General features: G+C 48.7%; 17 protein-coding genes. 16 read left to right on the forward strand and 1 reads right to left on the reverse strand.

Annotated elements, in window-relative coordinates:
- Window positions 1-54: 54 nt before the first annotated feature.
- The 4 genes from ACFVSO_RS24390 (at window position 55) to ACFVSO_RS24405 (ending at window position 9,393) form a co-directional block, all read left to right on the forward strand.
- Window positions 55-4,491 carry an Ig-like domain-containing protein gene (locus tag ACFVSO_RS24390; RefSeq protein ID WP_387478758.1) on the forward strand — a complete coding sequence of 1,479 codons (4,437 nt, stop codon included), beginning with the start codon at window positions 55-57 and terminating at the stop codon, window positions 4,489-4,491.
- Window positions 4,492-4,717: 226 nt separating this feature from the next.
- Entirely contained in the window at window positions 4,718-7,423 is a 2,706-nt protein-coding gene (locus ACFVSO_RS24395; RefSeq protein WP_387478760.1) for a stalk domain-containing protein, read from the forward strand.
- Window positions 7,424-7,496: 73 nt separating this feature from the next.
- Window positions 7,497-8,684, forward strand: a complete 1,188-nt coding sequence (locus ACFVSO_RS24400; RefSeq protein WP_387478762.1) for a sensor histidine kinase — start codon at window positions 7,497-7,499, stop codon at window positions 8,682-8,684.
- Window positions 8,665-9,393, forward strand: coding sequence for a response regulator (locus tag ACFVSO_RS24405; RefSeq protein WP_387478764.1), 729 nt, complete (start codon window positions 8,665-8,667; stop codon window positions 9,391-9,393). Before ACFVSO_RS24400 ends, ACFVSO_RS24405 begins: the two co-directional genes overlap by 20 nt.
- Window positions 9,394-9,515: 122 nt before the next feature.
- On the opposite strand, the gene ACFVSO_RS24410 is transcribed toward ACFVSO_RS24405, so the two are convergent.
- Window positions 9,516-10,871 carry an LPXTG cell wall anchor domain-containing protein gene (locus ACFVSO_RS24410; RefSeq protein ID WP_387478765.1) on the reverse strand — a complete coding sequence of 452 codons (1,356 nt, stop codon included), beginning with the start codon at window positions 10,869-10,871 and terminating at the stop codon, window positions 9,516-9,518.
- A 321-nt stretch (window positions 10,872-11,192) separates the two neighbouring features.
- Here ACFVSO_RS24410 and ACFVSO_RS24415 point away from each other — a divergent pair, with 321 nt between their 5' ends.
- The 12 genes from ACFVSO_RS24415 to ACFVSO_RS24470 all read left to right on the forward strand — a co-directional run bounded on the left by ACFVSO_RS24415 (window position 11,193) and on the right by ACFVSO_RS24470 (window position 20,951).
- Window positions 11,193-11,657 (forward strand): hypothetical protein, encoded by a 465-nt coding sequence (locus ACFVSO_RS24415; RefSeq protein ID WP_387478767.1) that lies wholly within the window; start codon window positions 11,193-11,195, stop codon window positions 11,655-11,657.
- 116 nt (window positions 11,658-11,773) lie between these two features.
- A complete protein-coding gene (locus ACFVSO_RS24420) occupies window positions 11,774-13,930 on the forward strand; it encodes an ATP-dependent helicase ComFA (RefSeq protein ID WP_387478770.1) in 2,157 nt (718 codons plus the stop codon).
- Window positions 13,927-14,868 (forward strand): ComF family protein, encoded by a 942-nt coding sequence (locus ACFVSO_RS24425; RefSeq protein WP_387478773.1) that lies wholly within the window; start codon window positions 13,927-13,929, stop codon window positions 14,866-14,868. The genes ACFVSO_RS24420 and ACFVSO_RS24425 overlap by 4 nt, the downstream gene beginning before the upstream one ends.
- A gap of 125 nt (window positions 14,869-14,993) precedes the next feature.
- Complete coding sequence (locus ACFVSO_RS24430; protein WP_387478776.1) at window positions 14,994-15,407, forward strand: TIGR03826 family flagellar region protein; 414 nt, start codon at window positions 14,994-14,996, stop codon at window positions 15,405-15,407.
- Between the two features lie 70 nt (window positions 15,408-15,477).
- Window positions 15,478-15,765, forward strand: coding sequence for a flagellar biosynthesis anti-sigma factor FlgM (gene flgM, locus ACFVSO_RS24435; RefSeq protein WP_387478904.1), 288 nt, complete (start codon window positions 15,478-15,480; stop codon window positions 15,763-15,765).
- Window positions 15,766-15,791: 26 nt separating this feature from the next.
- A complete protein-coding gene (locus ACFVSO_RS24440) occupies window positions 15,792-16,268 on the forward strand; it encodes a flagellar protein FlgN (protein WP_387478777.1) in 477 nt (158 codons plus the stop codon).
- 14 nt (window positions 16,269-16,282) lie between these two features.
- Window positions 16,283-17,812 carry a flagellar hook-associated protein FlgK gene (gene flgK, locus ACFVSO_RS24445; protein WP_387478780.1) on the forward strand — a complete coding sequence of 510 codons (1,530 nt, stop codon included), beginning with the start codon at window positions 16,283-16,285 and terminating at the stop codon, window positions 17,810-17,812.
- A gap of 31 nt (window positions 17,813-17,843) precedes the next feature.
- The gene (flgL, locus tag ACFVSO_RS24450; protein ID WP_387478783.1) at window positions 17,844-18,743 is read left to right on the forward strand and encodes a flagellar hook-associated protein FlgL; all 900 of its coding nucleotides are present in this window, start codon (window positions 17,844-17,846) and stop codon (window positions 18,741-18,743) included.
- A gap of 14 nt (window positions 18,744-18,757) precedes the next feature.
- Entirely contained in the window at window positions 18,758-19,327 is a 570-nt protein-coding gene (locus tag ACFVSO_RS24455) for a DUF6470 family protein (protein ID WP_387478786.1), read from the forward strand.
- 47 nt (window positions 19,328-19,374) lie between these two features.
- Window positions 19,375-19,791, forward strand: coding sequence for a flagellar assembly protein FliW (gene fliW / locus ACFVSO_RS24460; protein WP_387478789.1), 417 nt, complete (start codon window positions 19,375-19,377; stop codon window positions 19,789-19,791).
- 1 nt (window position 19,792) lies between these two features.
- Window positions 19,793-20,032, forward strand: a complete 240-nt coding sequence (locus ACFVSO_RS24465) for a carbon storage regulator (protein WP_387478792.1) — start codon at window positions 19,793-19,795, stop codon at window positions 20,030-20,032.
- Window positions 20,033-20,144: 112 nt separating this feature from the next.
- Window positions 20,145-20,951, forward strand: a complete 807-nt coding sequence (locus ACFVSO_RS24470) for a flagellin N-terminal helical domain-containing protein (protein ID WP_387478795.1) — start codon at window positions 20,145-20,147, stop codon at window positions 20,949-20,951.
- Window positions 20,952-21,043 lie beyond the last annotated feature (92 nt).

Here is a 21,043-nt window from a genome sequence, read left to right on the forward strand (position 1 = left end):
CATGCATTCAGACCGAAAAATAAGGTACGAGTGTATATTTGAGGAGTGAACATTATGTATCGTATGCGCAAGTTGTCCTTATTCTTATCTATTGCTATGCTACTTCAATTCGCATTGCCTGGCTGGTCGTCATCCGAGAACATTTCGGCAGCGCCGGGAGGTCCTGTTGTTACAAGCTTCTTCCCCGGCAAAAATTTGGACAATGTGCCGCTGCGCACGAGCTTGCGTCTGACCTTCGACGAAAATGTCAAATTGGGCGCTTCTTCAACAAGCATTTACATATACAAAACGGAAAACAATGCTCTAATTGAGAAGATAGGCGCTACAAGCGGCAGAGTATCGATATCCGGCAATCAAGCGACGATCACCCCGGCGCTTAGTTCGCTCGGAGGCAAGTTCGAACTGAACACTGAATATTATGTGTTGATCGACCAAGGTGCTTTTGTGAACGACTCCAATGGAGCGTCTTATTTGGGGATTCAGGATGCGACAACCTGGCGCTTCCGTACGGTGCTCGTGGAAGACAATACGAGGCCGCAGTATACGTACCGGAGTCCGGAGGGCGATAATGCCTCCATTACAAGTCCAATTACGATGTCCTTCAGCAAGCCTGTTTATGCAGCAAGCGGAGACATTGTTCTGGAATCGACAGAGGATAATCGTTATATTCCAGTGACATCATCCAGCGTAACCGGAAGCGGAACGTCTTATATCACGATTACGCCGGACGGGGCACTTATGCCTAAGACAACTTATCGTGTACGTATTTCCGGCAGCAACTTCCAAGATTCATCAGGCAATACTTTTGCCGGCATGACCTGGACATTTACAACGGGGTCAGCGCCTGTTAATTTGGCAAACAGCAATCCCTTTACCCCTGCAAAGAACGCAACTCTTGTTCCAACTACTGGAACTGAGCTGACGATTCGCTTTGACCAGCAGGTTCAGGCTAATACGAATAAATACATTGAAATTCGGAGAGTAAGCGACAACGTAGCCGTACAACGCATTCTTGCGACGTCGAGCGCTGTAAAAGTGGATTTTAACTCTGTGACGATTAAACCGAGTACCTTGGCACCGAACACGCCTTATTACGTGTGGATCGAGCCAGGTGCATTCTCCAGGCCGAATCCAAATGCGAGTCAGTGGTTCTATGGCATAAGCTCCGCTACGGTTTGGAATTTTACAACCGGATTTGGCAATGATACATCGCCTCCAAACGTGACGACCTATTCGCCAACCAGAGGCGGCACATTGTCGAACTTGAACGGCAAGCTGACGTTAACCTTTAACAAAGAAGTATATTTGAATAACGGTGACATTGAGATCCGCCATGCCAATAGCGGCACGCTGTTCCGTTCCATTCCAATTACGTCTACACGTGTGAAGGGCGCAGGAACAAAGGAGCTGACAATTGACGCGACAAGCCACGTATCCTCAAGTGATGCGGCCAAGTCCTTTGTCAATAACACGAGATACTACGTAACAATCGGGAACCGTGCGATTAGAGACGGGGCGGGCAATTTCTTCACGGGTATCTCCGGTTCCAGTGGATGGTCCTTCATAGCGACACAGGATGACAAGAAGCCCAATATAGTCAGCCTTACACCAGCGAACAATTCGAATGTAGTAGAGGTCAACGATACGTTCAAAGCGACATTCGATAAGCCGATCATGGTATCAACAGATTCGTTCAAACAAATTAAATTTATAACAAAGGTTCAGGAAGGTTACCGCACGATTGTTGCGTCCTACTCTATTGATCCTGAAGACAATAAAAGCATTATCATTAATCCCGGCAGATTCGCACTATCACTAGATACACGGTATTTTGTGAACATTGACGAGGGAGCCGTTACAGACTTGGCGGGCAATGATTTTGCGGGCATACTGAATGAATACCAGTGGACCTTCTTGACGAGAGGCGCAGATACTACGCCTCCGTCTATCTCCAGAACAGAAGTTAGCGGATCGACGATTCGACTGATCTACAATGAGCCGTTGAAAGAAAGCTTAAAGCCGTCTGCGGCCAGCTTCTACGTTACTGTAGCGGGATTGCCGCGCAACGTAACGGGTGTGAAGATTGAAGGGAATATCGTATTTGTAACCTTGGCGAGCAGCGTGACTGCCAATCAAAAAGTGACGTTGTCTTACACGAAGCCAGGCAATCCGCAAATCCGTGATTTGTCGGACAATGCAGCAGATACTTTGAACAATGTGGATATCTCCAATGGCGCTTCAAATACGAGCCCTGTCATCTCTAGCGCTACGGCTTCGGGTACGACGGTTACGTTAAGATTCAGCGAAGAGCTGATGAAGCCGCATGCTTATGCGTACAGTCAGTTCACGATTACGGTGGGCGGCGTCAATTATAGCGCCAATACATTAACGCAAAACGGCAATACCCTTACACTGAACCTGTTCAGCTCGATTCCAAGCGGTCAACAGGTGCATATTTCTTATAGCCCGATCAGTTATCCGATTATCGGCGTATCCGGCAACCATGTCTCATCCTTCAGCAACTATTTAGCCAATTCGGGAAGCAGCGGCGGAGGCGGTACAGGAGGCACGACAGGCGCTCCGCAGATACAGAGCGTAGCGGCTTCAGGCAACATGGTATCGATCCGATACAATCGGGCGCTCAATACCACAACAACGCCAGGCACGTTCCAGTTCAGCGTACAAGCTGATAGTCAATCCAAGTCCGTCACGAACGTCACGTTGTCCGGCGACTCTGTTATATTGACACTGAGCGCTACCATTTCGAATCCATCGACGATGAGAGTGTCCTATTACGGCAGCAGCAGCACTACGAAGGATATTTACGGCAATGCTGCGGCTTCATTCAATAGCTTGTCGATTACGAGTGGAACAGGGGGCGGCAATACAGGAAGCATCTCGATGATTGGAGCCATCCTGAAAGGCAATCAGCTGACGATTTCCTTCAGCGAGACGCTTGATCCGTCTTACGTACCGTCGAATACTTTCTTTGTGGTAAGAGTTAAAGATATGGTTCGGTTGGTGACAGGTGTCAAAGTGGAAGGAAGTACGGTCATTCTGACACTGGATAACGCAGCCAAAGTGGGCGAAAAAGCGGAAGTGACGTATTTGAGCAATTCCAATGGGCTCCGTTCCATATCGGGCAATACGGTTAATGTTTTCAACAACGCCAATGTTGCGAACCAGACAACGATTCTGGATAGCTTGACCGGCGATTACGAGGCTGCCGATGGCGGTGGCGTGGGTATCTTGCCATCCGCTTCCACGATCACCAATGATACTTCACCGGCAGGCGTATCGGCCAATCGTTATACATTGGTAAGTGAGAAGTTTATTGCAGCCGTTACAACGTCCAGAGATGCTGGCTTAACAAGCCCTCGCATCGTTTTCAAAGTTCCGGATTATGAGAATGCAGCGCTTGTTGCTGTACCAATCGTGGCACTTGAGATGGCGAACAGACAAGGCGGAGATGTGACCTTTGTAGTTCAGCATGGAGATGCAACGTTCGAGCTTCCTCTGAAGACGTTGAACTTCTCTGAGCTGTCCAGAGCGCTGAACGGCAGCGGGTCAACCAACCATCTGTTGCTGGCTATTGATAAAGGGAACTCTTCCAAGACCCAAGCGCTGACTACGGCTCTGAACAGCTCCAGCGCATCGATCATCGCAGGACCACTTAACTTTGAAATTTTGGTCGTGAATGGTTCCAACAAGCAAGAAGTAACAAATTACAGCGGGTATGTCTCCAGAACGCTCAAGACAACTGCTAGTGTGAATAATAGCCAGTCCGCGGTTGTATGGCTGGACCCTGTGACAGGTACGCTATCATATGTACCTACTACCTTCAAACAAGAAGGTGGCTCGACTAAAGCGACATTCAAACGTAAAGGAAATGGCGCTTATGCGCTGGTGCGGAACTCCAAGAGCTTCAGCGATATGGGCAAACACTGGTCATCGGATACCGTTCAAATGATGGCGCGCAAGTTCATCGTAGAAGGACGCACCGCGTCCACCTATGAGCCGGACAAGCCGATTACACGCGGTGAATTCGCCACGTATATCGCCAAAGGACTGGGCTTGGCAGGCAATCGTACGGCTGCGGCCAAGTTCAAGGATGTGAATGCAGATACGGTCATGGGCGCCTACATTGGAGCAGCGGCTTCAGCAGGCATCGTAAATGGTACAAGCAGCACAGCCTTTAAGCCAAATAACTTCATTACGCGTCAGGAAATGGCGGCCATGATGATGCGTGCGGCGAAGGTAACCGGCATGAGCGTAAGCTTGCCCAGCTCGGTTGACTCGTATCTCCAGAAGTATACAGACCGCACCAAGGTGAGTGCCTATGCGAAGACCAATATGGCAGAAGCTGTCTACCTGGGCATTATCAACGGCAAAACGAATACAACGCTTAGCCCGACGACGAACGCTTCAAGGGCAGAAGGCGCGGTTATGATCATGCGTCTATTGGAGAAAGCGGAATTTCTGACACAGTAATTGGATTGAATAGGACCTTAGCTCGCGGGAACGCATCCCGGGCATAAGGTCCTATTTTTATGGGACAGGTCTTATTGGAAGAGTTGAATGCTGTTAAGAAAGGCATATATAGCTAATATCTATCGCTTGGTCAATAGTGATAGCAGTCTTTTATGGACGAAACTTTAAACCCTTTCTTGTAGTCTATACTAAGTAGTTACATAGAGATGGGAGAGTTGCTAGAATTATGAGCAAGCGATCAGACAGCATTGGTCGGCAGAAGAGCAGAGTGAGTAGACGAGTCGTCATTATCGCAGTAAGCGGAGTCCTATTGGCACAACCTATTGCCGGATTGCTTCCGGGGAATGGAGCATCCTTTATCGTATCACAGGCGGAGGCGGCAAACGCAGCGCCTGTTTTGAAGCTTAAGCAGTCACAGATTATTACAGCGGGCGCTAAGCGTATGGATTATGTATGGCATACAACCAGAAGCAATAAGGCTGTCAAAACCGATGTGCATGTCATTGAAGTGGATCTCACGAATCCGCATGTAACATTAAATGCCATGAGCGGCAGGAATAATAGCGTCGGACAGCGAAACAATATTTTGAACATGACAAAAGAAAGCGGAGCGGTTGCCGGAATTAACGGTGATGTGTTCGTAATGGCGAATGAAGGAGCGCCTCTGGGCGCGCAAGTGACAAGCGGCTCTCTAATGGTCAGCCCATCGAAACTGAATGGCATGTACGCATTCGCTATGACGACAGACCGCAAGCCGATGATTGATGCATTTACCTTCAGCGGAACGGTTACGGCGGAGAACGGTCAGACGTTCGCGATTGAAGGCCTCAACCAATCGACTTATACGCCGGAGATTGCAGGCGTGACTTATAGTCATGTAGACAACCTGTTCATCTACACAAGCGCTTGGGGCGGAGCGGAGAGACCAAGAAATTCTGCAACAAAGCCGACTGAGGTTCTCGTTCGCAATGGTATCGTGGAGCAGATCAGCGAAAACGAACAGATTGCTGGCGCAGTTCCGGCAGACGGCTATATTTTGCGGGGACACGGCAAAGCTGCCGCTTTCATCAAAGCGAATATTCAAGTAGGTCAAGCCGTCACATCGGATTATACGCTTGTCTCACAGACGACGAAGCAGCCTGTCGATACTTCGACTCTGCAAATGCTAGTCGGCGGACATACGCTTCTCGTCGATAATGGAGCCGCTTCTTCATTCTCCAGAGATATTCAAGGTGTAAGCGGTTCATCCTTTACATCTCGTACCGGGATTGGCTACTCCAAGGACGGAACAAAGGTGTACATGATTACAAGCGAAAGATCCGGCAGCAATACCGGATTAAGCTTGAGAGAGCTTCAGCAGATCATGGTTCAGCTAGGCGTACATAAAGGCGTTAATATGGACGGAGGCGGCTCGACTACGATGACCGAGCGTCCGCTTGGCACAACGAATTTGCAGCTGGCTCATCCGACGCAGGAGAGCTCGCAGCGATCCGTATCGAACGGAATCGGCGTCTTTACAACCGCTCCTCAAGGTACGGTAAGAGGCATGTCCGTCTATGGTTCCAATATTATGTTGCTCGGCCAGACAGCCAAATATGCGGTAAGCGCGTATGATACATACTACAATCCGATCACAGTGGATCCAACGACGCTGACATGGACTTCATCAGCTGCGGTTGGCAAGTTTGAGCAAAATGCATTTACGGCGAGCAAAATTGGCAAAACTACATTTACAGCCAAATCGGGCAATGTGGAAGCCAAATATGAGGTCGAGGTTATTGGCCAAGATCAAATCGCCTCGATGAAAATTAACACTTCTGCCGGCATGCTGTCGCCAGGCAGCTCGGTGAGCGTGCCCATTACGGTGAAGCTGAAAAACGGCAAAACGTACAACCTGACAGGAGATTCCTTGAAGTGGGAATTTGTTGGCTTCGAGGGAACGTATCAGAACGGTGCCATTACCGTTAACAGCGTTGACGGCAAATCGACTACAGGTTATGCGGTCGGCAGCTACGATGGATATGGAGCAATGATTCCGTTCGTTAAAGGAGAAGAAGCGGTTGTCGTCGAAGACTTTGAAGTGTCACGCTATGGGATCACTTCGCAAGTGACGCCTGCGGACACGACAAAAGGCGGCGTGAAGCTCATTAGCGACCTGCCGGACCAAACGAGCCGTGGCCTCCAAATATCGTATGACTTCTCGGCAGGAACAGGGACAAGGGCTTCCTACGCGGTATTCGGAACCAATGGCGTAACGCTAGCAGGTTCGCCAACCTCAATGACGATGGACGTATTCAGCGATAACAGCAAGAATTGGGTAAGGGCCGAAGTGGTTGACGCAAGCGGCAAGACCCATCTGCTGGACGTAGCCAAGGAACTGAATTGGGATGGCTGGAAAAACGTCAAAATCGATGTAGGTAGCGCAGGCATCGCATTCCCGGCCAAGCTGAAGCGCATTTATGTGGTGACCATTGATCAAAACAGCGATAAGAAGGCGCCTTCCGGTGCTATTGCGATTGATAATATCGTCCTTCGTACTGCGGCAACTGTGAAGGAACCGGCAAGATCGTCAATCGTCATGAATATAGGCAACACGAATGCATCTGTTAATGGCAAAGGTATTAAGCTGGAGGCGGCTCCGCTCATTCAGCAGGGCTCGACTTATGTGCCGTTGCGTTTTGTCTCGGAAGCGATGGGTGCCGAGGTGCTCTACGATGACAAGACACGGAAAGTAACCGTGCTGCGTGGAAGCCAAATGATCGAGATGACGATTGGCAAGAAGGATTATATGCTGAACGGCGTGCGGTATACGTCGGATGTAGCGCCATTTACGCGTAATGGCAGAACGCTGATTCCGGTCCGATTGTTCTCGGAGAAGCTGGGCTTCAAAGTCGGTTACGATGAGAAAGCCAAAAAAGTTACCATAGAATAGCTAGACGGAATACGGATAAAGTGTGGTATTATAAAGAGGAATATCCTTTTTCGATGGGGAGTGCCTAGCCGCAGTGGATCACCTTACGGTCGATATTAATAGAGTAATCTCGAATGCCATTCAAGTCATGGAGGATAGCAAATATCAAATCTATGAAATATGCGAATCGGCACGAACGGAGCTGGAAGCGCTGGAGTCTGAGCTTGAACAGGTGCTTCAGGAGACAGTCCGGACGATCGATAAGGTAGATCAGTTAGAACAGGAGTACCGGCGCGCGCGTATGCGTCTGACGGAAGTCAGCCGAGACTTCGTGCGGTATAAGGAAGAAGATATTAAGTCCGCATACGAGAAGGCGACTCAGATCCAGCTGGACCTGATGGTTTATCGCGAGAAAGAAAATTATTTGAAATCTCGCAGGGATGATCTTCAGAAGCGGGTGCGCAATGTCGAGAAATCGATTGAGCGTGCGGAGATGATCGGCTCCCAGATCAATGTGGTACTGGAGTATTTGTCGGGGGATTTGAATCAGGTTACACGCATTATTGAATCAGCCAAGACCAGGCAGCTACTGGGATTGAAAATCATATTGGCGCAGGAGGAGGAGCGAAAGCGCATTGCGAGGGAGATTCATGACGGCCCTGCGCAGTCGCTTGCGAACATCGTCCTGCGTACCGAGATTGCGGAGCGCATGCTCATCAAGCAGCAGTTCGAGCTGGTGCAGGATGAGCTGGTGGATCTGAAGAGCCAGGTGCGTTCCGGACTTGAGGAAATTAGAAAGATCATATTTAACCTTCGTCCAATGGCGCTAGACGATCTTGGTCTGGTGCCTACGCTGCGTAAATTCGCCCAGGACTTCGAGGAGAAGGCCAGGGTTCATACCGTATTCGAGCTGACGGGGAAGGAAATCCGGCTGCCTTCCGCCATGGAGGCAGCCATCTACCGGATGGTGCAGGAAGCGTTCTCTAATATACTGAAACATGCGAACGCTTCCCATGTATCTCTGGACATCTGCTACAGCCCGCAGCTTATTACGTTGACGATTCAGGATAACGGGAATGGCTTTCTGGTAGGCTTGGACGATCAGCCTACCAGCCGCAATTCCCATTTTGGCCTGGTTGGCATGAGGGAGCGCGTGGAATTGATCGAGGGAAGGATGGTAATAGACTCAAAACCTGGGCAGGGAACGAAGATTGTAATAGACATTCCAGCAACTTCCGAACATAGAAAGGAGAATGAGAATAATGAACCAGATATCGGCTAGCAGTTCCACTAAGATTAAGATTCTATTGGCTGATGACCATCAGCTTTTTCGTGAAGGATTAAAGCGCATTCTTAATATGGAAAACGATATAGAAGTAATAGGCGAATGCGGTGATGGCATTCAGGTATTGGAATTCTGCAATCATACCATTCCAGAAATCGTACTCATGGACATCAACATGCCGATTGAGACGGGAGTTGTCACCACAGAGCGTCTGAAGGGGATGTTCCCGGACGTTAAGGTTATTATTCTATCGATTCACGATGATGAAAGCTATGTTTTTGAGACGCTTCGCAAAGGTGCGACAGGCTATCTGTTGAAGGATATGGAGGCTGAGTCGCTCATTAACGCAATCCGCTCTGTACATCACGGACATTCTTACATTCATCCGAAGGTGACAGGCAAGCTCATTAACCAGCTACGCCGTATGACGTACCTGGATGAGATGGGCGTTGCTTCTGGTGCAGCAGCAGCGAAGGAGCCAGGCGTTAAATATATTGCAACTGAAGATAGCCCATTAACACGTCGTGAGGCGGAAGTACTTCGTTTGATGGCGGAGGGCAAGAGCAATAAGATGATCGGCGAGTATCTGTTCATTAGCGAGAAGACGGTTAAAAACCATGTCAGCAGCATTCTGCAGAAGATGGAAGTCGACGATCGCACGCAAGCCGTTATCAATTCCATTAAGTTTGGCTGGGTTACGCTTTAACGATAAATAGGTATGAATCCATTTAATCAATGGCAACAAAGCCCTTGAGGCAAGCATCGCTTGCTCCAAGGGCTTTGTTCGTTGTTGCTTATATGGATGACATTACCTCGCTAATACCATCCTCAAGATTCGTTATTGCGCCGTCTCTTCCGAAGAGTGGCTAAGCCAGTTACGAGAATAAAGGAACCTAACAAATAGTATGGAACAGGACTATTTTCTCCAGTCTTAGGCAACTTGTCGATCGGAACGGATTGTTCCGGATTATTCTCATCGGTAGATTGATCGATGATTTCTTCACCCTCATCCGTGCCTCCGCCAATTGGCACTTCCTCTTCTTCAACCGTTATGATAGTTGGCGTAGGAGTAGGAGCGGTCGACTCCACCGGAGTAGGCGTAGGTGATTCGCTTGGCGTAGCAGACGGCGTCTCCAATGGCGGTGTCGCAGTTGGCGTACTCGTAGGTGTGGATGTCGGTGTGCTTGTAGGCGTCCAAGTCGGCGTGCTCGTAGGTGTCGGAGTAGGTGTATTCGTCGGTGTCGAAGTAGGCGTGCTCGTAGGTGTCGGAGTAGGTGTATTCGTAGGTGTCGGAGTAGGTGTATTCGTCGGTGTCGAAGTAGGCGTGCTCGTAGGTGTAGGAGTCGGTGTCTCCGTAGGTGTCGGAGTAGGTGTATTCGTAGGTGTCGGAGTCGGTGTCTCCGTAGGTGTCGGAGTAGGCGTATTCGTAGGTGTCGGAGTCGGTGTCTCCGTAGGTGTCGGAGTAGGTGTATTCGTAGGTGTAGGAGTCGGTGTCTCCGTAGGTGTAGGAGTTGGCGTGCTCGTAGGTGTAGGAGTTGGTGTCTCCGTAGGCGTAGGAGTTGGTGTCTCCGTAAGCGTAGGAGTTGGTGTCTCCGTAGGCGTAGGAGTTGGCGTGCTCGTAGGTGTCGGAGTCGGTTCTGGACAACTTCCTGCGTTGTATAATAGATGATACCTTAAAGTCAAATGGTCATGCCCGTATCCCGGGTTCAAAGTGAATTGAGTGGGTCCTGCATAAAGATCCAATTGGCTTAAACCGCATTGAGGTAATGAAATGTCGAGCGAATAATTGCCGGCGTTATTCAACTGGACACTATTGCTGGAAAAATGCTTCTGATTTTCGTAAGGCGTAGGCGAGCCTTCGTACGTATACGCCGAGAATGTCACTTCTACGCAGTCTTTATTCGTTTTAAAGGTGGCCGTTGCAGTGCCGTCTCCATTTATTTTGATAAACGGAACGCCTGGCTCCTGCTGGTCAATCGCCCCAAAATGTTTAGAGTAGCTGGTACATACAGCAGCGGTCGCATCTTCTAATACATCTTCCGGCAGTGATTGCGCATTCAAGCTCTCTATAGAAGCTTCCTGCTCATTCGTCCGTCCTTCTGCAAATACAATGGAGCTGAGTGTTAAGGAAGACATCATTAGCAAAGCTAAAGCGATAGATAGAGGCCTTTTCATTTTCTTCATCCGTTCACTCTCCTTTTATCTATATGATCATTGGGCCCGGTTCGGGCTATAAGGACGATTCCACTCCCCCTTCATTATGCAGGCCATCATATCAACGATATGAATATACGTGTACAAAAATGATAGCATATTATGGTAATTGAGCAAGAGTGTATTTTTGGTGAGAAGGCTCGTATTTTTGTCGAATGGTGTACGTTCCCTCAAATTGTGCTCCACTTGTCCCTGAAAGCCGTAACCGATGGGCGGTTAGCGGCATATAGTGTGGCAAGGGTATGCTGACGAAGTGGTTTTGCATGGCAAAACGATTAGGAGGTGCCGACAGTGGAGCTTATCCTTCTCATCATCGGTTGTTATGCTGTTGCGGCGTTGTTCGTGCATCTGGCTTTTTGGATCGGACAGAGGCGGTCCCGGACGGAGAAGCATTTTGTGCTCATTGCGGGGCAGGCCGGAAAAAATATGGAATGGTATTTAAGGATGCTGCATGCCTTCTCCCGTTGGCTGGGCAGGGATATCCGCCTCACGGTGGTGGATGCCGGGGCATCGGAGGAGACCATGGCTATTGTGGAGCGATGGAAGCGAAGGGGCGAGCAGGTTCACATTCATGCAGTTGCAGTAAAAGAACAGGAGCAAGAAGGCATTACAAGTGGTAAGCGCTCGCAGCCATCCGGAGGCACTGCGGTGCAGCTCATGTGGCTGCTGCAGGCTGAAGGCATTGTGTCGGAGTCAGATCACGCAGTGCTTGTCGATTTGCAAAACCCGGCCGACTTGTCGAAGATGCCGTTTTGACTTATAATTCCATTATAGAGATGAATGAAGAGTGAAGCACACTTGAGACGCCTTACGGGCGTTATCGGGTGTGCTTTTTTTGTTGATTTCAATCGGAGATTGGAGGAGAGTCGGGCATGAAAGCGTGGGTGTATATCGTACATAAAGGTACTGAATGGGAAGTAAAAATGACGCTGGAGCCGCAAGTGGATTACTGGTATTGGTTCGAAGGAGGGGGCTGCCAAGAGCGGGCAGATGCAGGATGGTTTTGGAGCGAGCCTTTGCCGTTAGGCTGGGCCTGCCGGGTTGCTGAGGGTTGGGATTATCGGCCGAGTGTGAGAGGTAGCCGAAAGTATGTCTTAAGTAAGGAGTTGTCGGGGAGTGGTGCAGGTTCGAAGGAAGCGCTGGCCTACTTGGCTCAAATGATACAACGTGTGCATAATGAATACCTTTCGGCGGAAAGGGGGGTAAAAGGCACTTCACAGCGGGCCGGCGAGAAGGTTAAGGATTCGCCGGATCGGATGGGGTGGCTGGAGCGAGCGGAGTATTGGCCGCGAGACGACCGGGGTAAGCTGAAAGGTAGCGTAGCGGAGAGAGGCATGGAGCAGGTGGCGGCGTCGGTGAGCATAGCCGCCGGGCTGCTGCAGGGACGTGCGCTGCTTAGCGGAGAAGCGCGCGCCCTGCTTGAGGGCGCTAGCGCGCCGGTGGCAGGAGCCAGCTGGAGCGAAGCGGTGCAGCTGGCGGCTTTGCTCGGGCGCGTGCGCCTTAGCGGAGCGGTCGCCGCCGCTAGTGGGCGGGCCGACGCCCGGGGGCGCAGCCGCTGCCTGCGCTGCGGCTGCGGCGAGGAGCAGTTGCGCCGCACGAGCTGTGCGTCGTGCGACAGAATCTGTGCGTATTGCGAGGCATGCCTGACGATGGGGAGGAGCCGGGAATGCGAGCTGCTGGTGCTGGGCAGGTATGAAGCGTCTGAGAAGGGGAAATGGGCCAGGGAGGGCTCTGCGGGTCCGGAGCTGCCTGTGAAGGAGAGGCTTAAGAAGTGGGGGCTTAGTCCTGCCCAGCATGCAGCGGCTACGGATGCTTTGCGTTTTGTTGAATCGCAGCCGTTGTACAACAAGGGAAGCAGTCTCCGCCATGGAGCCCGCTTATCGAGCAGCCTGGCTGCGGGAAAGGGCTCTTGGTGCCAGAAAGCCGCAGAGTGGCATAGACGCCATCCCCTGTTGCACGAATGGCCGAAGACTCTCTTGTCCTGGGTCACACCACCGGCAGAGGAACGAACGGATATACGCAACTTTTTGTTGTGGGCGGTTACGGGGGCCGGGAAGACGGAAATGATCTTCCCGCTTGTCGATTCTGTAATAAGCCGGGGAGGCAGGGCGCTGATCGCTTCTCCGCGACGGGATGTTGTTTTGGAGTTAGATCCGCGCATTAGGCGCGCATTCCCTGATGCGCAAGTGGTGACGTTGTATGGCGGAAGCGAGCAGAGGTGGGAGCGGGGCGAGATTACGTTATCGACCACCCATCAGCTGTTCCGTTTTCAGGAGGCTTTCGATCTCGTCATTCTTGATGAGTTAGATGCTTTTCCCTATCACGGAGATCCCATGCTTAAGTATGCGGCGGACAAGAGCTGTTTACCGGGCGCTCCGCGCCTGCTCCTATCCGCTACTCCGCCTCGTGATCTTCAGCGGGCAGCCCGGAGCGGCAAGCTGGCGCATGCCCGCGTTCCTGTGCGCTATCACAGGCATCCTTTGCCTGTTCCCAGCCTTGTGGGCGCACCGACTGTGAGGGGCATGCTCGAGGAGAGCAAGCTTCCTCTGGCCTTGACGAAGGCGCTGAGAGGCTCCCTTGGCCGGGGCGCCCAAATCTTCGTGTTCGTGCAGCGAATTGCGCAGGCGGAGCCTCTGGCAGCCCTGCTGCGCCGCAAGCTGCAATGTCCGCATGTCGATGCCACATCTTCGCAGGATCCGGATCGGGCTGCCAAAGTCATAAACTTCCGTAAGGGCGATATTCGCCTGCTAGTTACGACCACGATTCTGGAGAGAGGGGTGACGATTCCTAGAAGCGACGTCTACATTTTGGATGCGGACGGGAAATTGTTCGATGAAGCTTCCCTTGTACAGATGGCGGGCCGGGCTGGACGATCTGCCGATGATCCGGGCGGCAAGGTATATTTTTTCGCGCCGGAGCGCAATCAATCTCAGCTACAAGCAGTGCGACATATCCGATCGATGAACAAGATAGCAAAGGAGCGGGGGTACCTGCTGCCTGTATATACGGGAAAGGGAGTGCGCGCATGAGCGGCTTGGGACAAAGGTTGGGGCGTCTCAAATCGATTCTTCGGACCGCAGGAGAGCGGCCGATGGAATGGCTGTCTCCAGCTGTAACTGGCTGTATGCTATGCGGGAAAACCGTGCTGCCCCAACAAGGGGACTCCTATCCTGAGCGGGGTATGGCCTCGTACCGTCAACTTCGACAGGCCACATGCGTAAGCTGCTTTGTGTCCATCCCTTGGCTGGACCGGATTCAATGCGAGATATGCGGCAGAGGAGTAAGCTGCGGGGATTGCTTACGGCGGACGGAACGTCATTTTGTATGCAATCGCAGTGCGGTCGGTTATAGCTCCGCTATGCGCGAATGGCTCGCCATGTACAAGTATCGGGGACATGAGCGCCTTGCTCCCTTGCTTGCGGAGATGCTGGTGCCGGTCTTCATTCGGCTTACGGAGGAAACAGGAGTCTTCAGCTATAAAAGAGGTCGGATTGGGTTGAGGGAGGGGCCGGGTAGAGGGCTTCAACGGTTCAAGCAATGGGTACACCATGCATGGAATCCATATGCAGACTTATCCCGAAGCTGGGATGCGATCACGTATGTGCCGATCAGCGGGGAGCGGGCGCAGGAGCGGGGATTTAATCAGGCTCAGCAGCTGGCGCTCCATTTGGCGGACAAGTTCGAGATTCCGATCTATGATTTGCTGAGACGCGACCGGCATACCGAGAAGATGAGCTTTAAGACAAGAGCGGAGCGGCAGCGTGATTCCCGTTCTCTATTTACAGGGAATGAAGCTCAGATCAGGAAGCTGGAGAGTCGGACACCTGCTAATACGGAAGCCTATCGAATTCTTCTCATTGATGACATTTACACAACAGGCAGCACTGCCGAAGCCTGCGCCGTAGCGCTGATTCATTGCGCCTCTCGACCGGTTCATCTGTACACGCTGACGTGGGCGAGATCGTAATCGGTGATCTTTTATGACAAAATAGCGAATCTCTCCTTTATGTAACTATAAAATTAATGAAAAGCGTGCTGAAATCCGTTAATATAGATAGAAATGCAGAAGTGAAGATGAGGAGGGCCTGAGCGATGAATTTGGATAATTGTCCTCGTTGCGGAAAGCTGTTTGCCAAAAATTTCAGAGATGTGTGTCCGGTGTGCATACGTGATATTGATAAGGAGTATCAGCTTTGCGCCGACTACTTAAGAGAGTTTAAAGGTGCGATCATTAGCGAGCTGTCGGATCAGACAGGCGTATCGATCAAGCAAATTACTAAGTTTATTCGCGAGGGCCGGATCTCGATGGTTAATGCTCCGAACATGTCCTATCCTTGTGAGTCTTGCGGAACGCTCATTAAGGATAGCCATCTATGTGACAACTGCCGGAATCGTCTGACGAAATCCATCAATGAGATTTCCGAGCGAAAATCCGCGAGTTCCTCGGAGGATAAGAACGCCGAGATTTCCTATCGGGGAATCAATAAATACAAAGATAAATTTTGATAACTATAAATTAAATCTTGACAGAAGCCGATATTAGTAGTGACGACAATCGGCTTTTTTAGTTTCCAAGATAGATGAGGTGGAGAAATTGAAGATAAATGAAACCAACCGTATTGGTTCTATGCAATCCTACCAGAAGCAAAATGATTTTCGGTTGAATGACACCAATAAAACAAAGAAAAAGGACGAGGTTCACATCTCGGCTGAAGCAAAAGAAATGCTGACGACAAGCAAGCTTAACAGTGCGGAAAGAGCGCAATATATAGACCAGTTGAAGCAGTCTGTTACGACTGGGACGTATCGTGTAGAAGCGGAGAAAATTGCAGAGAAGCTATTGCCCTATCTTAAGAATAACTAACTCTTGTATGAACGTAGGTGAGCCTATTGACCATTCAGCATATCGCAGATAATTTAAATCAATTGTCTGAACGGCATGAACAGCTTATAGAGTCCGGATTGAAAAAGAAGCAAGCGATTATATCAAAAGATCTGGATACATTAATGCGGATCATGCGAAATGAGTCAAAGCTCATTAAGGAAATTTCCTTATTGGATGATGAACGAGCTTCCTTATCCAGAAAGCTGATGATCGAGAAGGGCGTCAAACACCGATTTAATATGAGCTTTAAGCAACTTATGAGTATTGTCTTTAATGTTGATGATCGGTTGCTCATGCAGGGCGTCCATAGACGCCTGGAGGAAGCGCTGATAGAGTTAAGACGGATTAATGAGATTAATCAGGCGCTGCTTAATCAATCTTTGGACTTTATTCAATTTTCCATTGAGTTGTTCATATCTCCGGAGGATGAGAGCTACACTTACAAACGCCCTACGGATTATCCGAGTCAACCTAGAGCTTAAGGAGGCAGTCCATTATGAGGTCAACCTTTCATGGCATTGAGACAGCCAAGAGGAGTTTGTTTACGAACCAAGCGTCTATTAACACGATCGGTCACAATATTTCGAACGCGAATACTCCCGGCTACTCGCGCCAGCGTGTCAATCTGGTAGCCTCGAGGCCGATAGAAGCTCCAGGATTCATGAGAAGCAATATTCCGGGGCAACTAGGAACGGGTGTTGAATTTGTCTCGATTACCCGTATCCGGGAGCAATTCCTGGATGATCAGTTCCGTAACGGCAATTCGACATATGGCAGTTGGAATGTTCAATCCTCCACGTTAAATAAGCTGGAGACAATCTTTAATGAACCTTCCGATTCCGGCCTTCGCACAGTCATGGATAACTTTTGGAAGGCATGGACGGATTTAAGCAAAAATCCTGAGGATATTACCGGCAGGAAGATTGTTCGGGAGAATGCGCTTGCTCTTGTCGACTCCTTTAACACCACGAGCAAGCATTTAACTGATCTTCAATCAGATTTGACAAGTAGCATTAATACGAAGGTATCGCAAGTTAATTCTATAGCGCAATCCATTGCATCCCTCAACTATGAGATTAAAAGACTAGAAGGCCATGGAGATAACCCGAATGATTTGAGAGACCAACGAGATTATTTGGTTGATCAATTATCTGCTATTGCAAATGTAACGGTTGTGCAAACTAACAATGGTTACGATATCTCATTGGGCGGCCTGGCTCTGGTCGAAGGTCAAACGCCTAATGAGGTAACCGCAGCAGATATAGAAGCTCAGTTTAATGCTGGCCGATTAACGGGCGGAGAGCTGGCGGGTATGATCTTGTCCCGTGACAAATACGTAGCCGATTATAAAGAACAACTTGATGCATTGGCGGACACGCTAGTGAACGGCGAAATTACCATTACGATACCGGCTGGATCCATGTATGAGGGTAATAAATTGGCAGATGATTTGCCGCTTACTGTCAAAGGGATTAATGGATTGCATAAGCTCGGGTATCTCTTTACGAATCCACCTGAATTGGCAGGGGACATCTTTGAGTCTGCGAACGGTGTGGGCACTCCGATTACAGCGGCGAGTATTAAGCTCAGTCAGGCAATTATGGATGATCCAATGAAAATTGCGACATCTATGCGTGTTGAAACTAGTAATGGCGTAGCCGAAACGGTCAAGGGTAATAACGTACTTGCCAACTTGATGTCTGGGTTAAAGGATACGGAATTCAGCTTCTCGCCTACGAGCAGCGGCAATGGTATTTCGAATGGTACGATCGATTCTTATTATCAGTCGGTTATCGGGCAATTGGGAGTACAGTCTCAAGAAGCACAGCGTCAATTGAAAAATCAGTATGATATTGTCAACCAGGTCGAATCCAGCCGGCAATCCGTCAGCGGCGTTTCACTGGATGAAGAAATGTCGGAGTTAATTAAATATCAGCATGCTTATGCAGCGGCGGCAAGGTTTATGACCTCCATCGATGAAACGCTGGACAAAGTGATTAATGGTATGGGTGTAGTCGGCCGCTAGAAAGATCTAACCTAGACAGGAGGTAATATGAATGGCACTCCGCGTGACCCCGGGAATGATGCATAACAACTTAATGCGTAATATTACGCATAACCTAGGACGAATGGAAAACCAGCAGTATATGCTCTCCACCGGAAGGAAACTTAACAAGCCTTCAGATGACCCGGTAGGCATTACATATTCTCTTCGTTACCGCAGTGAATTGGCTATGAATGAGCAATATGATAAAAATATTTCGGCGGCCAAGGCACAGCTGCAGCATACAGACAACGTACTGGGACAATTAAATGAAGTCGTTCAGCGAGCAAAAGTACTGGTCGTTCAAGCTCTTAACGGAACTAATCCACAAACTGCGTTGGATGCAATTGCTGTAGAAATAGACACCCTTTATGAACAAAGTGTCATGATCGGGAATGACTCGTTAAATGGAAAATTCACATTTAATGGACAGCTAACTGACAAGAAGCCTTATGATGCTGCTACAGCTGAAACACAAGATTCAGATAATGAGAAATCGAATATTACATTATCTTCAGGTATTTCAGTTTCAGTGAACGTAACAGGTAATGAGGTATTTGGCAGTTCCTCAGAAGCAGATAATTTATTTAAAGTGTTGAAGGATATTAAGAATGCACTAACGCCGACGGTCAATAATACAACATTGAATAATGCGGCAGCACGATTAGATACGCGATATGAACAAATCATTAATGTGCGTTCGGAAATGGGGGCGCGTACCAACCGTGTCGATCTAATCGATCAAAGGTTACAAGATTTAGCATTAAACTTACATGACCTTCAAGGTGAAGTCGAAGATGCGGATATGGCTGAGACAATAATGAAATTTACACAAGAGCAAAGCGTCTATCAGGCCTCGCTGGCAACTGGCGCCAAAATTGTTCAGCCAACGCTTATTGATTATCTTCGCTAAGAAGAGGTGATTCGATGAACGACTTGAGATTATCCATTAGGCAGTCCTTTGCATTAATCGGTATGGACTCCACGCCTACACGACAAGTAATGGAATCCCCCAGAGGGGAGCAGCAGATTGAGCAGCCGCCTGCCCGAATGGAGTTCTCCTCAACCGCTTCTCAATTGAACATCGATTCTTCTGAGGCCTGGATGGCCTTGGGACGCGGCCCGCATATGGATTGGAACCAACGTTTATATGGACAGATGAAATCGGTTTTCCTTCAAAATCTGGCGCAAACCGTGGAAGCGGGGAGCCGTATGGCTCAGATCACCAACCCGCGCAGCGCATTTGCGGATTTAGGAAGACAAAGCATGTCAAGAGAGAGCCTTGTGGACTATCAGTTGAGCAAACCGAACTATAATAATGTCAAGTTTGATTATACGCCATCTGAAGTAGATACAGTCATAGAGCCGTCGAAGGTGGAAGTGAACTATATACCCATGAAACCAGATATACAGGTGGAGCAGGGTAAGCTTGATATTTATTTAAGGCAGAAAAATTCAATAGCCATTGAAGTCAGTACGTATGACTGGTATAAATAAACATGCTATAGCGAAAGCTATAGCATTCGTTTTTTAAGGAGGACAGGATGGAAAAACAATGGATAGGCGGAATAATAGATTTTAATGGAAGTATTTATGGATTCGAAGATTATCGTTACTTTAGAGTAGAGGCTATGAACGAGGAAAGCCATTTTAGTTTATTAAGCAGCATGGATGATTCGAATATAGGTTTTCTGGTGACTTCGCCATTCGACTTCAATAAGAGTTATGAATTTAAATTGTCTGAAGAAATCATCGAAACCCTTAAAGTGGAGAGGCCGGACGATATCGTTGTTATGGTAATTGCAACGGTAAAACAGCCCTTTGAATCATCAACGGTCAACTTATTAGCGCCTTTGGTCGTGAATATGAAGAATGGGATAGGTCGTCAGATTGTGTTGCCGTCAGACCAATATTCTGTACATACTCCCGTATTCCCGACTAGAAACGAAGGTGATGAATAAGGTGCTCATTTTAAGCCGTAAGCGCGGGCAGTCCATCGTTCTTAATGATTCGATTGAAATATTTGTGACGGCGATTGAAGGGGATCAAGTGAAAATCGGTATTGTCGCCCCAAAGGACATCAACATCATTCGTAAAGAAGTAATTGAAGACGTAAAAGCTGTAAATCGTAATGCTATGTCATCAATTCCTGATTTAGAGCTTTTCAAGGAATGGGAAAAAAGCACTAAAAAAAATAAATAAAAATTTATCAACAACTATAAACAAATAAATACCAGCCGTCGATATATATCATGTGAGGCGAAATGCCCACCCACAAGGAAGTGGAACAAACTCATTCAGGGAGGAAATTCAAATGATTATCAACCACAATCTTAACGCAATGAACTCTCATCGTAACCTTGTATTCAACAACATCCAACAAGGTAAATCCAGTGAAAAGCTTTCTTCCGGTTATAGAATTAACCGTGCAGCTGACGATGCTGCTGGTCTTTCCATCTCCGAGAAAATGCGTTCGCAAATCAAATCGATGAACCAAGGTATGCGCAATACGCAAGATGGTATTTCCATGGTACAAGCGGCTGAGGGCGCTTTGAACGAAGTTTCCGATATGCTGACTCGTATGAAAGAACTTGCGGTTCAATCGGCGAACGGTACGTATTCGACTGATGACCGTAATGCAATGCAAGCTGAGTATACTAACCTTACAACAGCTATTCAAGATATTGCAGACAACTTTAAATTTAACGGTGTAACTTTGCTGGCTGGTACGGCTGGCCAAATTACAGTTCAAACTGGTGGTACAACAACTGATGTCGTAATTATTGATTTTGATGCTGCTGATATCTCTACTTTGGCTCTTGGTGGCGTAGCGACCTCGGCAACAGCTACAACTGCACTAGGACAAGTAGATACTGCTATTAATACGGTTAATAGCGCTCGTTCCGCACTGGGTGCAGCTCAAAACCAGTTGGAGCATGTATTCAATAACGTTGGCGTTAACGCTGAGAACCTGCAGGCTGCTGAGTCGCGTATTCGTGACACAGATATGGCTTCTGAGATGATGAAGTATACGAAGTTTAACATTTTGCAACAAGCTTCGACTGCTATGTTGGCACAAGCTAACCAAGCACCTCAAGGCGTACTTCAATTGCTTCGTTAAGATTAGTGTGAATGAAAGGAGGGCCACTATATTGTGGTCCTCTTTTTAGTTCATAACACTTGAGACTTTTGACATTCACTCTAAATAATAGA

The organism is Paenibacillus sp. NPDC057967, assembly GCF_042887015.1.
Classification (GTDB): domain Bacteria; phylum Bacillota; class Bacilli; order Paenibacillales; family Paenibacillaceae; genus Pristimantibacillus.

Bases quoted from the DNA above. Each gene is read 5' to 3' on its own strand.
- ACFVSO_RS24390 (WP_387478758.1), top strand. From the start codon at position 55: ATGTATCGTATGCGCAAGTTGTCCTTATTCTTATCTATTGCTATGCTA.
- ACFVSO_RS24395 (WP_387478760.1), top strand. From the start codon at position 4,718: ATGAGCAAGCGATCAGACAGCATTGGTCGGCAGAAGAGCAGAGTGAGT.
- ACFVSO_RS24405 (WP_387478764.1), top strand. From the start codon at position 8,665: ATGAACCAGATATCGGCTAGCAGTTCCACTAAGATTAAGATTCTATTG.
- ACFVSO_RS24410 (WP_387478765.1), bottom strand. From the start codon at position 10,871: ATGAAGAAAATGAAAAGGCCTCTATCTATCGCTTTAGCTTTGCTAATG.
- ACFVSO_RS24420 (WP_387478770.1), top strand. From the start codon at position 11,774: ATGAAAGCGTGGGTGTATATCGTACATAAAGGTACTGAATGGGAAGTA.
- ACFVSO_RS24425 (WP_387478773.1), top strand. From the start codon at position 13,927: ATGAGCGGCTTGGGACAAAGGTTGGGGCGTCTCAAATCGATTCTTCGG.
- ACFVSO_RS24430 (WP_387478776.1), top strand. From the start codon at position 14,994: ATGAATTTGGATAATTGTCCTCGTTGCGGAAAGCTGTTTGCCAAAAAT.
- flgK (WP_387478780.1), top strand. From the start codon at position 16,283: ATGAGGTCAACCTTTCATGGCATTGAGACAGCCAAGAGGAGTTTGTTT.
- flgL (WP_387478783.1), top strand. From the start codon at position 17,844: ATGGCACTCCGCGTGACCCCGGGAATGATGCATAACAACTTAATGCGT.
- ACFVSO_RS24455 (WP_387478786.1), top strand. From the start codon at position 18,758: ATGAACGACTTGAGATTATCCATTAGGCAGTCCTTTGCATTAATCGGT.
- fliW (WP_387478789.1), top strand. From the start codon at position 19,375: ATGGAAAAACAATGGATAGGCGGAATAATAGATTTTAATGGAAGTATT.
- ACFVSO_RS24470 (WP_387478795.1), top strand. From the start codon at position 20,145: ATGATTATCAACCACAATCTTAACGCAATGAACTCTCATCGTAACCTT.